General features: G+C 64.0%; 14 protein-coding genes. 11 read left to right on the top strand and 3 right to left on the bottom strand.

The genetic code is table 11. The features are described 5' to 3' along the window. Positions 1-2: 2 nt before the first annotated feature. Positions 3-620 carry a hypothetical protein gene (locus H8A95_RS20595; RefSeq protein ID WP_229184743.1) on the bottom strand — a complete coding sequence of 206 codons (618 nt, stop codon included), beginning with the start codon at positions 618-620 and terminating at the stop codon, positions 3-5. Between the two features lie 3 nt (positions 621-623). Then, positions 624-1,226: a PAS domain-containing protein gene (locus H8A95_RS20590; protein WP_163157546.1), complete on the bottom strand. Its 603-nt coding sequence runs from the start codon at positions 1,224-1,226 to the stop codon at positions 624-626. A 340-nt stretch (positions 1,227-1,566) separates the two neighbouring features. On the opposite strand from H8A95_RS20590, the gene H8A95_RS20585 reads away from it, so the two are divergent. The 7 genes from H8A95_RS20585 to H8A95_RS20555 all read left to right on the top strand — a co-directional run bounded on the left by H8A95_RS20585 (position 1,567) and on the right by H8A95_RS20555 (position 8,126). Continuing rightward, a complete protein-coding gene (locus H8A95_RS20585; protein WP_050419084.1) occupies positions 1,567-2,322 on the top strand; it encodes an ABC transporter ATP-binding protein in 756 nt (251 codons plus the stop codon). Continuing rightward, positions 2,315-3,058 carry an ABC transporter ATP-binding protein gene (locus H8A95_RS20580; RefSeq protein WP_229184742.1) on the top strand — a complete coding sequence of 248 codons (744 nt, stop codon included), beginning with the start codon at positions 2,315-2,317 and terminating at the stop codon, positions 3,056-3,058. Before H8A95_RS20585 ends, H8A95_RS20580 begins: the two co-directional genes overlap by 8 nt. A 39-nt stretch (positions 3,059-3,097) precedes the next feature. Beyond that, a complete protein-coding gene (locus H8A95_RS20575; protein WP_229184741.1) occupies positions 3,098-4,318 on the top strand; it encodes an ABC transporter substrate-binding protein in 1,221 nt (406 codons plus the stop codon). 64 nt (positions 4,319-4,382) lie between these two features. Beyond that, positions 4,383-5,246: a branched-chain amino acid ABC transporter permease gene (locus tag H8A95_RS20570; RefSeq protein ID WP_229184740.1), complete on the top strand. Its 864-nt coding sequence runs from the start codon at positions 4,383-4,385 to the stop codon at positions 5,244-5,246. Position 5,247: 1 nt separating this feature from the next. Next, positions 5,248-6,216, top strand: coding sequence for a branched-chain amino acid ABC transporter permease (locus H8A95_RS20565; RefSeq protein ID WP_229184739.1), 969 nt, complete (start codon positions 5,248-5,250; stop codon positions 6,214-6,216). 161 nt (positions 6,217-6,377) lie between these two features. Beyond that, on the top strand, positions 6,378-7,022 hold the full coding sequence (locus H8A95_RS20560) for a DUF47 domain-containing protein (RefSeq protein ID WP_229184738.1): 645 nt from the start codon (positions 6,378-6,380) through the stop codon (positions 7,020-7,022). Between the two features lie 99 nt (positions 7,023-7,121). Beyond that, positions 7,122-8,126, top strand: a complete 1,005-nt coding sequence (locus H8A95_RS20555) for an inorganic phosphate transporter (RefSeq protein WP_229184737.1) — start codon at positions 7,122-7,124, stop codon at positions 8,124-8,126. A 57-nt stretch (positions 8,127-8,183) separates the two neighbouring features. On the opposite strand, the gene sugE is transcribed toward H8A95_RS20555, so the two are convergent. Continuing rightward, positions 8,184-8,498 (bottom strand): quaternary ammonium compound efflux SMR transporter SugE, encoded by a 315-nt coding sequence (gene sugE, locus H8A95_RS20550; RefSeq protein ID WP_229184736.1) that lies wholly within the window; start codon positions 8,496-8,498, stop codon positions 8,184-8,186. 156 nt (positions 8,499-8,654) lie between these two features. On the opposite strand from sugE, the gene H8A95_RS20545 reads away from it, so the two are divergent. From H8A95_RS20545 to panB, 4 genes are all read left to right on the top strand, one after another. Beyond that, a complete protein-coding gene (locus H8A95_RS20545; RefSeq protein ID WP_163157530.1) occupies positions 8,655-10,274 on the top strand; it encodes a peptide chain release factor 3 in 1,620 nt (539 codons plus the stop codon). Positions 10,275-10,511: 237 nt separating this feature from the next. Then, positions 10,512-11,123 carry a hypothetical protein gene (locus H8A95_RS20540; RefSeq protein ID WP_229184735.1) on the top strand — a complete coding sequence of 204 codons (612 nt, stop codon included), beginning with the start codon at positions 10,512-10,514 and terminating at the stop codon, positions 11,121-11,123. Between the two features lie 81 nt (positions 11,124-11,204). Continuing rightward, positions 11,205-11,789, top strand: coding sequence for an NnrU family protein (locus H8A95_RS20535; RefSeq protein ID WP_229184734.1), 585 nt, complete (start codon positions 11,205-11,207; stop codon positions 11,787-11,789). A gap of 2 nt (positions 11,790-11,791) precedes the next feature. After that, on the top strand, positions 11,792-12,613 hold the full coding sequence (panB, locus tag H8A95_RS20530; protein ID WP_018271260.1) for a 3-methyl-2-oxobutanoate hydroxymethyltransferase: 822 nt from the start codon (positions 11,792-11,794) through the stop codon (positions 12,611-12,613). Position 12,614 lies beyond the last annotated feature (1 nt).

The following is a 12,614-nucleotide window of genomic DNA, read 5'->3' as shown; positions in this document are numbered from 1 at the left end:
TGCTAGATCAGTTCGACTGAATCCTGGCTCGCCGGTCGATCTGCCGGCACGAACCTGCGGTCGATCACCGCCCGGATGGTGACCACCGTGACCGATTTCGGCGTCACGCCCATCAGATTGTGCAGCCGGAAGCCGCCCTCGATGCTGATCGCCTTGTACGAGCCGATGATGTGCTCGACGGCATCGCCACGTCCGAACGGCAGCAGCAGCCGCTCATAGGAGACATCCTTGCCGTCGGCGTCGGTGACCTCCGCGACCGTGTAGGTCGGACGCTTGCGCGTCACGCAGGCGCGATAGGAGAGGATCACGCCGGCATAGCGCTCCGGGCCGATCGCGTCATCGAGATAGCGGTTGGTGCGGAGCCGCGGCTCGACATGCTCGTTGCCGTAGGCGGTGGTCAGCCGCGCGCCTTCCTGCGTGATCATGAAACGGGCGGCGTCGCCGCTGCCCTCGACGTCAAAGCCCATCATGTCGGCCCGCTCGTCGGCGCTGCCCTCGGTGTGGAAGTCGCACAGCAAAGGAAGCGCGTCGGGCTTGCGTACGGCGCGCAGCCAGGCGTTCAGCAGCACCCGCTGCGTGATCGATTTGACCACCGATGGATCGGCACTTCTGAATGGCATCGGCTAGCCGAATTCAAGCACATCCCCGGGCGGGATGCGGCCGGGGGCGCGGTGGAACAGGTCGCGGTCGATGATCGCGCACAGCTTGAAGTTCGGCAACGCGTCGTTGCCGCGCATCAGGTTGCGGATCTCGAAACTGCCGTTCTCGCTGATCGTCTTCAGCGACGCGACAAGGTGCGTGACGGGACCGCCATCCGAGAACGGCAGCAGCAGCCGTTCATAGGCCACGACGTGACCGTAGATGTCGTCGATATCGGTGATGGTGTAGGCGGGGAGCTGCCGCACGATGCATTCATGGTAGACCGGCATCACGATCGCCGCGAGCCGCGGTCCGAGATAGTCGTCGAGCAGGCGGCCCTTGCCGCTGTGTCCATAGGCGGTCGCCATCCGCGTGCCATCGCTCTCGATCGTCAACCGCGGCGGCTGCGCCGCTGCGTCGACGGTGAAGAAAACAGTGTCCGGCAGATCTTCCTCGATTCGCTCCGGCTGAAACTCGTCGAAGCGCGGCATCGTCTGGCCACGGGCATAAAGCCGCAGCCACGTGTTGAGGAAATCACGCTGGCGGATCGACTTGATGACGGAGGAATTGGCGCTCTCGAAATGCAAGGCTGTAGCCGTTCATAATGTAATGGCGGGAGCTTCGGCCGAGAGGCGGAAATATTCTATGAAAGGGAAAGACCTGAGCAAAACACGCTTAATGACGGCTTTCCGAGGCGCAAAGCGTGCTCAAAAGCCATTCGACTAAGGATCAACCGGAACTGGTCGTGCCAATACTGCACTGCACAGCTTTCCACCTTGCGTAACTGCCGCAGATGACGGCATATTCCGGCCCGGAGGCGACGGGCCCCGGACGGTTTCCAAGACGTTGCGGATAACCTGTCGAACATGAAAAAAGCTGGCCACGCGGGCGAGGGGCTTCGCGGCGATGGCGTATGGGGGAATCTTTTTGGCCGATGAGTTCATTCTCGAAACCAGCGGATTGACCAAGGAATTCGCGGGTTTCTTCGCCGTTCGCGACGTCGCGCTGAAGGTGCGTCGCGGCAGTATCCATGCGTTGATCGGGCCGAACGGCGCCGGCAAGACGACCTGTTTCAATCTGCTGACCAAATTCCTGAAGCCGACGGGCGGGCAGATTCGCTACAAGGGCCAGGACATCACCGCGATGCCGCCGGCCGACGTGGCGCGGCTCGGGCTGGTCCGCTCGTTCCAGATTTCGGCGGTATTTCCGCATCTGACCGCACTGGAAAACGTGCGCGTGGCGCTGCAGCGCCAGCACGGCTCGTCGTTCGATTTCTGGCGCTCGAAGAGCGTGCTCGACCGCTTCAATCCGCGCGCTCATGAGCTCCTGAACGACGTCGGTTTGAGCGAATTCGCCAACACGCCGGCGGTCGAGATGCCGTACGGCCGCAAGCGCGCACTTGAAATTGCAACGACGCTCGCGCTCGACCCCGAGATGATGCTGCTCGACGAGCCGATGGCCGGCATGGGCCATGAGGACATCGACAAGATCGCGGCGCTGATCAAGCGGATCTCGGCCAAGTACACCATCCTGATGGTCGAACATAACCTCTCGGTCGTGGCCAACCTCTCCGACATCATCACCGTGCTGACGCGCGGGCAGGTGCTGGCGGAGGGCAACTACGCCGACCTCTCCAAGGACGAGCGCGTGAAGGAAGCCTATCTGGGAGCGGGGCATGGCTGAGGCAAAACTGGCGGAAAAGCCTATAGCTGCGACCGGCGCCGAGGTGCTGACGGTCAAGGATCTGCAGGCCTGGTACGGCGAATCCCACATCCTTCACGGCATCAATTTCAACGTGAAGGCGGGCGAGGTGGTGACGCTGCTCGGCCGCAACGGCGCCGGCAAGACCACCACGCTGAAGTCGATCATGGGCGTGATCGGCAAGCGCTCCGGCTCGATTCGCTTCGACAACAAGGAGATCATCCGCGCCACCTCGGACAAGATCGCGCGGCTCGGCATCGCATTCTGCCCGGAGGAGCGCGGCATCTTCTCGAGCCTCGACGTGCGCGAGAACTTGCTGCTGCCGCCGGTGGTGCGCCCGGGCGGGCTGCCGCTCGACCAGATCTTCACGCTGTTTCCCAATCTGAAGGAGCGTCTCACCAGCCAGGGCACCAAGCTCTCGGGCGGCGAGCAGCAGATGCTGGCGATTGCGCGCATCCTGCGCACCGGCGCGCGCTTCCTGATGCTGGACGAGCCGACCGAAGGCCTGGCGCCGGTCATCATTCAGCAGATCGGGCACACCATTGCGCGCCTGAAGTCGCAGGGATTCACGATCCTCCTGGTCGAGCAGAATTTCCGTTTCGCCTCGACCGTGGCCGACCGCTACTACATCGTCGAGCACGGCAAGGTGATCGACGGCTTCGCCAATTCCGAGCTGTCGGCCAACATGGACAAGCTGCATACCTATCTCGGCGTCTGATCGCCCGAGCCAGAAAATTTAAGGACTGAGGGAATCCCCATGAGAAACAAGATTTCAGCGCTTCTGTTCGGCACCGCGATGGCGCTCAGCGTCGCGAGCATTGCCTCCGCCGACGACAAGGTCGTCAAGATCGGCGTCTTGTCGGATCAGTCCGGCCTCTATGCCGACCTCGCCGGTCCCGGCTCGACGCTGGCGGCGCAGATGGCGATCGAGGATTCCGGCCTCAAGGCCAAGGGCTGGACCATCGACCTGATCTCCGGCGATCACCAGAACAAGCCCGATATCGGCACCACCATCGCGCGCCAGTGGTTCGACGTCGACAAGGTCGACACCATCGTCGACGTGCCGAATTCCGGCGTCGCGCTCGCGGTGAATAACGTCGTGAAGGAAAAGAACGGCGTCTACATCAATTCGGGCGCTGCGACCTCGGACCTCACCAACGCGCAGTGCACGCCGAACACGGTGCACTGGACCTACGACACCTACATGCTCGCGCACGCCACCGGCCAGGCGCTGGTGAAGGCGGGCGGGGACACCTGGTTCTTCCTGACCGCGGATTACGCCTTCGGCGCGGCGCTGGAGCGCGACACCACCGCGGTCGTTACCGCCAACGGCGGCAAGGTGGTCGGTGGCGTCAAGCATCCGCTCAACACCGCCGACTTCTCCTCGTTCCTGCTGCAGGCGCAGGCCTCCAAGGCCAAGATCATCGGTCTTGCCAACGCCGGCGGCGACACCACCAACTCGATCAAGCAGGCGGCCGAGTTCGGCATCGTCAAGGGCGGACAGAAGCTCGCCGCGTTGCTGCTGTTCCTCACCGACGTCAAGGCGATCGGGCTCGAGACCGCGCAGGGCCTGAACTTCACCGAGACCTTCTACTGGGACCTCAACGACAACACGCGCGCGTTCTCCAAGCGCTTCTCGGAGAAGATGAAGAGCGGCGCGCCTCCGACCATGGTGCAGGCCGGCGTCTATGCGGGCCTGCTGCATTACTTCAAGGCGCTGGATGCGCTCGGCGGCAATCCGCATGACGGCGCCAAGGTGGTCGCGAAGATGAAGACGATCCCGACCGACGATCCGCTGTTCGGCAAGGGCGAGGTCGAGGCCAACGGCCGCGTCACCCATGACGCCTATCTGTTCGAGGTGAAGAAGCCCTCGGAGTCCAAGGGGCCGTGGGACTTCTACAAGCTGGTCGGCACCGTGCCGGGCAACCAGGCCTTCACACCGCTCGACAAGAGCACCTGTGCGCTTCTGAAGAAGTGACGATCATGCCCGCCGGCCATGGGCGTGGCCGGCGGGCTTCATCTATCCAGCGAAAGCTCATTCGATGCAGGCTCTCTACGCACAGCTTCTGGTCGGACTGATCAACGGCTCGTTCTACGCGCTGCTCAGTCTCGGGCTTGCCGTCATCTTCGGCATGCTCAACATCATCAATTTCGCGCATGGCGCGCTCTACATGATGGGCGCCTTCGTGGCGTATTTCCTGCTCAATCTGGGCGGCATCAACTACTGGTGGGCGCTGCTCATCGCACCCGTGGTGGTCGGCGTCTTCGGCATGATCCTCGAGCGCACCATGCTGCAATGGCTCGCGGGGCTCGACCATCTCTACGGACTGCTGCTGACCTTCGGCATCGCGCTGATCGTGCAGGGCGTGTTCCAGAACTATTTCGGCTCCTCCGGTCTGCCGTATTCGATCCCGGATCAGCTCAAGGGCGGCGTCAATCTCGGCTTCATGTTCTTACCCGTCTATCGCGGCTGGGTCGTCATCTTCTCGCTGGTGGTGTGCCTTGCCACCTGGTTCCTGATCGAGAAGACGCAGCTCGGCGCGTACTTGCGCGCCGCGACCGAAAATCCGACGCTGGTGCGTGCCTTCGGCATCAACGTGCCGCGCATGATCACGCTGACCTACGGGCTCGGCGTCGGTCTTGCCGCGCTCGCCGGCGTGCTGTCGGCGCCGATCAACCAGGTCCGCCCGCTGATGGGCGCCGATCTGATCATCGTGGTGTTCGCGGTGGTCGTGATCGGCGGCATGGGTTCGATCATGGGTTCGATCATCACCGGCTTCGCGCTCGGCGTGATCGAGGGACTGACCAAGTATTTTTATCCCGAGGCCTCCAACACCGTGGTGTTTGTCCTGATGGTGGTGGTGTTGCTGGTGAAGCCAACGGGACTGACGGGACGGGCGGCCTGATATGTCAGCATTGACCGACGATACACTTCCGATGACGCCGCGCGCGATGCGCGACGAGATGATCGTATTCGCCGTGATGGCGGCGCTGCTGGCGGCGGTGCCGTTTACGGGGATCTATCCGTTCTTCGTCATGCAGGCGCTGTGCTTTGCGCTGCTCGCCTGCGCCTTCAACCTCCTGATCGGGTATGGCGGCCTGCTGTCGTTCGGTCACGCCATGTTCCTCGGCACCGCCGGTTATTGTACGGCGCATGCATTGAAGGTCTGGGCACTGCCGCCGGAGCTCGGCATCATCGTCGGCGTCGCCGCTGCGGCCTTGCTCGGCCTCGTCACCGGCTACATCTCGATCAAGCGGCAGGGCATCTATTTCTCGATGATCACGCTGGCGCTGTCGCAGCTGCTCTACTTCCTCTATCTGCAGGCGCCTTTCACCCATGGTGAAGACGGCATCCAGGGCATCCCGCAGGGCCACCTGTTCGGGATATTCGATCTCTCGAAGCCCTTGGTGCTGTACTACGTCGTGCTGGTCGGCTTCCTCGCCGGCTTCCTGCTGATCTACCGCACCATCAACTCGCCGTTCGGCGAGGTGCTGAAGTCGATCCGCGAGAACGAGCCGCGCGCGATCTCGCTCGGCTACAAGACCGACCAGTACAAGATGCTTGCCTACGTCCTGTCGGGCACGCTGGCGGGCTTTGCCGGCTCACTGAAGGTGTTCGTGGCGCAGAACGCCTCGCTTACCGACGTGCACTGGTCGATGTCCGGTGAGATCGTGCTGATGACGCTGGTCGGCGGCCTCGGCACCATCTTCGGACCGGTGGTTGGCGCCTTCGTGATCATCGCCATGCAGCAATATCTCGCCGGTTTCGGCCAGTGGGTGACGGTGATCCAGGGCGTGATCTTCGTGTCCTGCGTGCTGCTGTTCCGGCGCGGCCTGGTCGGCGAGCTGGCCCACCTGCTGCGGCGGTCGCTGTAGAGGGCAGGGCGGGCGCAAGCGCGCCCCGCGATTTTCGGCCGACATAGCGGTGGACGACCGCCCGTTCGGGCGGTCGTGCCGGGTGTTTTCCCCGCCAGATGCTCTATGACAGTTCTGTGACAGTCGCTAAAAGGGCTGTCCCGGAATGATGGAACTGAGACATGCTGCGCTGGTTTCGCGCCTTCCTGCCCAAGGAAGAGCGATTTTTCGACCTGTTCGCCCGCCACGCCCAGACCTCCGTGCAGTGCGCGAAGGCTTTGCAGGACATGCTGAAGGGCGGGGAGGAGACCCCGGTCTTCTGCCAGCGCGTCAATCAGTTCGAGAACGACGCCGATAGCGTCACCCGGGAAGTCCTGACCGCGGTTCGCCGCACCTTCATCACCCCGTTCGACCGCAGCGACATCAAGAACCTGATCACCGCGATGGACGACGCGGTCGACCAGATGCAGGCGACCGCCAAGGCGGTGATGCTGTTCGAGGTGCGCGAGTTCGAGCCGCCGATGCGCGAGATGGGCGGGTTGATCGTCGAATGCGCCAATTTGGTCGTCCGCGCGCTGCCGTTGTTGCAGGCGATCGGCCAGAACGTCTCGATGCTGACCCAGATCACCGAGGAGCTGACCAAGCTCGAGGGGCGGGTCGACGATCTCCAGGATATCGGGCTCAAGGAGCTGTATCTGAAGCACCGCGACGCCAACACGATGGATTTCATCGTCGGCGCGGAGATCTACGATCATCTCGAGAAGGTGGCCGACCGCTTCGACGACGTCGCCAACGAGATCAACTCGATCGTGATCGAGCAAGTCTGAGCATGATCCGGAAAAGTGTGGAGCGGTTTTCCCTGCGACAAACGCGAAGCGTTTGCGCGGAGATCATGCTCAAGAAAACACAATAGAGCGGGGCATCACGTGGACGCCACGCTGGGTCTTCCGGTTCTGACCATCCTGATCGCGGTCGCGCTGCTGTTCGACTTCCTGAACGGGCTGCACGATGCCGCGAACTCGATCGCGACCATCGTCTCGACCCGCGTCCTGCGGCCGCAATATGCGGTGTTCTGGGCTGCGTTCTTCAACTTCGTCGCCTTCGCCGTGTTCGGCCTGCACGTTGCCAACACGATCGGCACCGGGATCATCGACCCGTCGGTGGTGGATGCGACCGTGATCTTCGCCGCGCTGGTCGGCGCGATCGCCTGGAACGTGATCACCTGGGCGCTGGGCATTCCCTCATCGAGCTCGCACGCGCTGATCGGCGGCCTGGTCGGCGCCGGCATGGCGAAGGCGGGCATTTCGGCGGCAGTGTGGAGCGGGCTCACCAAGACCTTGCTCGCGATCGTGCTGTCGCCGCTGGTCGGCTTCCTGCTGGCGCTGGTGCTGGTTGCGATCGTGTCCTGGCTCTCGGTGCGCTCGACGCCGTTCGCGGTCGATCGCGCCTTCCGCATCCTGCAATTCGCCTCGGCCTCGCTCTATTCGCTCGGTCATGGCGGCAACGACGCGCAGAAGACCATGGGCATCATCGCCGTCCTGCTCTACTCGCAGGGCCATCTCGGCGACACCTTCGAGATCCCGTTCTGGGTCGTGCTGGCCTGCCAGAGCGCGATGGCGCTGGGCACGCTGATGGGGGGCTGGCGGATCGTCCGCACCATGGGGCTGCGGATCACCAAGCTGACGCCGATGCAGGGGTTTTGCGCCGAGACCGGCGGCGCCGCGACGCTGTTCATCGCGACCTATCTCGGGGTTCCCGTGTCGACCACCCACACCATCACCGGCGCCATCGTCGGCGTCGGCGCCGCACGGCGGCTCTCCGCCGTGCGCTGGAACGTGGCGAGCTCGATCGTCTACGCCTGGATGATCACGATCCCGGCGTCCGCAGCGGTGGCCGCCGCGACCTATTGGCTCGTGCAGATTCTGAAATAGCGTTGTCGAGCGAAGTGGAAGCCGGTTCGCGTTAAGAAAACGCGTCGAAAAGAGAACTTATCCGACCAGCTTCAGGCCGACGATGCCGGAAACGATCAGCCCGATGCTGGCAAGGCGCATCGCGGTCGCGGGTTCGCCGAGCAGGATGATGCCGAGCGCCGCGGTGCCGACCGCGCCGATCCCGGTCCAGACCGCATAGGCGGTTCCAATCGGCAGCGTCTTCAGCGCAAGGCCGAGCAGCAGCACGCTGCCGGCCATCGCCACGAGCGTCAGAACCGACGGCACCAGCCGCGAGAAGCCTTCGGTGTATTTCAGCCCGATCGCCCAGCCGATCTCCAGCAGGCCTGCGACGAGCAAAATGGCCCAAGCCATAACGAACACTCCGGATAAGGCAGGGTCGTCCCCGCGGATGGTATGGTGAGGAGAAGGTCGTCCTTCTGATGCCTATATGGGGGTGGTGCGGCCACGCCGAATTGCGACAAAACGCCCTTGATTGCGCCCGTTTTCCCTGCCAAACGCTGCCCCGCCATGTCCGACATCTCAGTTTCAGCCGAATCGCCGTCCCGCTCGCCGCTTTCCGAGGAAGTGGCGCGGCGCCGCACCTTTGCGATCATCTCGCACCCGGACGCCGGCAAGACCACGCTGACGGAAAAGCTGTTGCTGTTCGGCGGCGCCATCAACCTCGCAGGCCAGGTCAAGGCCAAGGGCGAGCGCCGCAACACGCGCTCGGACTGGATGAAGATCGAGCGCGAGCGCGGCATTTCGGTCGTCACCTCGGTGATGACCTTCGAGTTCAACGAGCTCGTGTTCAACCTGCTGGACACGCCGGGCCACGAGGACTTTTCGGAAGACACCTATCGCACGCTGACCGCGGTCGACTCCGCGGTCATGGTGATCGACGCCGCCAAGGGCATCGAGGCCCGCACGCGAAAGCTGTTCGAGGTGTGCCGCCTGCGCGACATCCCGATCATCACCTTCATCAACAAGATGGACCGCGAGAGCCGCGACACGTTCGAGCTTTTGGACGAGATCGAGAAGACGCTGGCGCTCGACACCACGCCGATGACCTGGCCGGTCGGCCGCGGCCGCGACTTTCTCGGCACCTATGACGTCGTCAATGGCGGCGTGCGGCTGCTCGAGGGCGGCGGCGCCAAGACCGGCGCCACCGAGCAGATCGACATCGCCGATCTCGGCAAGCGCAACCCCAATCTCGACGTTGCCGAGGTCAAGGACGAGCTGGCGCTGGCGTCGGAAGCCTGCAAGCCGTTCGAGCTCGCCGCGTTCCGCGAGGGCCATCTGACGCCGGTCTATTTCGGCAGCGCGCTGCGCAATTTCGGCGTTGGCGATCTGCTGGAGGGCCTCGGCAAGTTCGCGCCGGCGCCGCGCGCGCAGGATTCCGATCTGCGCAAGGTCGAAGCGGCCGAGCCGCGCATGAGCGCGTTCGTGTTCAAGATCCAGGCCAACATGGATCCGAACCACCGTGACCGCATCGCTTTCGCACGGCTGTGCTCGGGTAAGCTCAGCCGCGGCATGAAGGCCAAGCTGGTGCGCACCGGCAAGAACATGAGCCTGTCCAGCCCGCAATTCTTCTTCGCGCAGGATCGCTCGGTGGCGGACGAGGCCTTCGCCGGCGACGTCGTCGGCATTCCCAACCACGGCACCTTGCGGATCGGCGACACCCTGACCGAGGGTGAGGATCTGACCTTCGTCGGCGTGCCGAGCTTCGCGCCTGAAATCGTCCGCCGCGTCCGCCTGACCGATGCGATGAAGGCCAAGAAGCTGAAGGAAGCCTTGCAGCAGATGTCGGAGGAGGGCGTCGTGCAGGTGTTCCGCCCGCGCGACGGTGCGCCGGCGCTGGTCGGCGTGGTCGGCCCGCTGCAACTCGACGTGCTGAAGGCGCGATTGGACGCGGAATACTCGCTACCGGTCGAGTTCGAGGTCTCTGAATTCTCGCTGGCGCGCTGGATCTCGTCCGACGACCGCAAGAAGCTCGACGCCTTCGTCGCTGCCAACAATTCCGGCATCGCCGACGACGTCGACGGCGATCCCGTGTTCATGGCCAAGAACGAGTTCTATCTCGGCTACACCCGCGAGCGCGCCGAGGGCATCACCTTCTCCAACGTCAAGGACGTGAAGAAGAAGGCGTAAGGCCACATACTCGGTGTCGTCCCCCGGCTCGACCGGGGGACCCAGTACGCCGCGGCCTATCCGTTCAGTCACCGCTGTCTCTGGAATACTGGATCGCCCGGTCGAGGCGACGCCGGGCGATGACAGCGGAGGTTGTACGGCCGCCATCCATCCGCGCGAGGAAATTGAACGCTGCCCCGCTTGATGCGGTCCTGCTGCGGTACCATTTTCCCCGGAACGCATTCCGGGTCCGCCTGCATGCTCCGACGCGTCGCCATCTGTCTCGCTCTTGCCGTGCTGGCCTTTGGCTTCGCGGGCACCGCCTCTGCGCAGCAGCGGCAACAGACCAACCCGGCGCCATTCGCACACACACCTTGCAGTGTGCTCGACGAGGGGCCTTGCATCCCGTCCTATTGCGGCGTGTTCAACAACGGGCCGTGCTTTCCCGAGATCGATTATCCGTATGGCGAAAATCTCCAGCTCACGATCCTGACCGTGCCGCCGCAAGATCAAGCCGAGAAGTACCGCAAGCCGGATCATGACCTCAATACCATCGGCGATCTCTTTGCCGCGCTGCGTTCCTGCTGGGCGCCGCCGCCACCGGACGACGCGCGCGCGGGCATGCAGATGTCGGTGCGCTTCAGCTTCAAACGGTCAGGCGAGATCATCGGTGCGCCGCGCCTGACATTCTCGACGCGGGGCATCCCGGCGGACACCCGCACGACCTACCTCAATGCGATCAACGCCTCGCTCGATGCCTGCCTGCCGCTGAAATTCACCGGCGGGCTCGGCGGCGCCCTGGCCGGCCGCCCGATCATGATCCGCTATGTCGACAACCGAGAGCTCGCCAAGCCCACCGGCAATCCGTGATCGGCGACCCGGCGTAACGCATTGCCACGCGCCGGGCGAAGATGTTACGCGAAGGCATTAATCAATCAGGGGAGGAACATCGTGGGACTGCTCGTCATGATCCTGGGTCTCGTGCTGTTCCTCGGCATCCATGTGCTGACCAGCCTGCGCGAGCTGCGCGGCAGCATCGTCAATGCGATGGGCGAGGGGGCCTACAAGGGCGTCTATTCGCTGGTGTCGTTCGCAGGCCTCGCGCTGATCATCTGGGGCTTCGGCCACTACCGCGCGACCGGATGGATCGATGTCTGGACGCCGCCGACCGCCTTCAAGCACATCACGGTGGCGCTGATGCTGCCGGCCACGATCCTCATCGTCGCCGCCTATATCCGCGGTCGCATCTACACCATTGTGAAGCATCCGATGCTGGCGGCCGTAAAGCTGTGGGCGTTCGCGCATCTGCTCGCCAATGGCGATCTCGGCTCGATCATCCTGTTCGGCTCGTTTCTCGGTTGGGCGGTCTACGACCGCATCTCGCTGAAGCGCCGCACGGATGCCGGCGGTCCGCCGATCCCGGTGGGCGGCCCGACCAACGACCTGATCGCGATCGCGGTCGGTGTCATCGTCTATCTGGCGCTGGCGTTTGCGTTCCACCCGGTCGTGATCGGCGTGCCTGTCATGGGAGCCTGACTATGTCTGTTCAATCCGCCATCAAGCGCAAGACCGCGCCCGATCTGCGCGCCCGCAAGAACGGCGAGCCGATCGTGATGCTGACGTCGTACCACGCGCACACTGCGGCGCTGGTCGACCGTCATTGCGACGCCATCCTGGTCGGCGACTCCCTCGGCAACGTCATGCACGGCTTCGAGACCACGGTGCCGGTCACGCTCGACATGATGATCCTGCAGGGCCGCGCGGTGATGCGCGGCTCGCAGGCTGCGCTCGTCGTGGTCGACATGCCGTTTGGCTCCTACGAGGGCTCGAAGGAGCAGGCGTTTCAATCCGCGGTGCGGATCATGAAGGAAACGCTGTGCGGCGCGGTCAAGCTCGAGGGCGGCGCGCGGATGGCGGAGACGGTGGCGTTCCTGTCGGAGCGCGGCATTCCCGTGATGGGCCATATCGGCCTGACGCCGCAGTCGATCAACACGCTGGGCTCGTTCCGCGCGCAGGGCCGCGAGGAGGAGAACTGGGCGCCGATCGAGAACGACGCCAGGGCGATCGCGGAGGCGGGCGCGTTCTCGATCGTGGTCGAGGCGGTCGCCGAGCCCTTGGCGCGCAAGATCACGCAGTCGATCGCCGTGCCGACGATCGGCATCGGTGCCAGCGCCGCCTGCGACGGCCAGGTGCTGGTGCTGGAGGACATGCTCGGCCTGTCGCCGCGCGCGCCGAAATTCGTCCGCCGCTACGGCAACCTCGGACCAATGATCGAGGAAGCGATCGCGGGCTATGCGCGCGACGTGAAGAGCCGCGCCTTCCCGGGGCCGGAGCATGTCTACGGCATGAAGAAGAGCTGAC

The organism is Bradyrhizobium oropedii (assembly GCF_020889685.1).
Classification (GTDB): domain Bacteria; phylum Pseudomonadota; class Alphaproteobacteria; order Rhizobiales; family Xanthobacteraceae; genus Bradyrhizobium; species Bradyrhizobium oropedii.
This window is presented reverse-complemented; position numbering and strand designations above follow the sequence as displayed.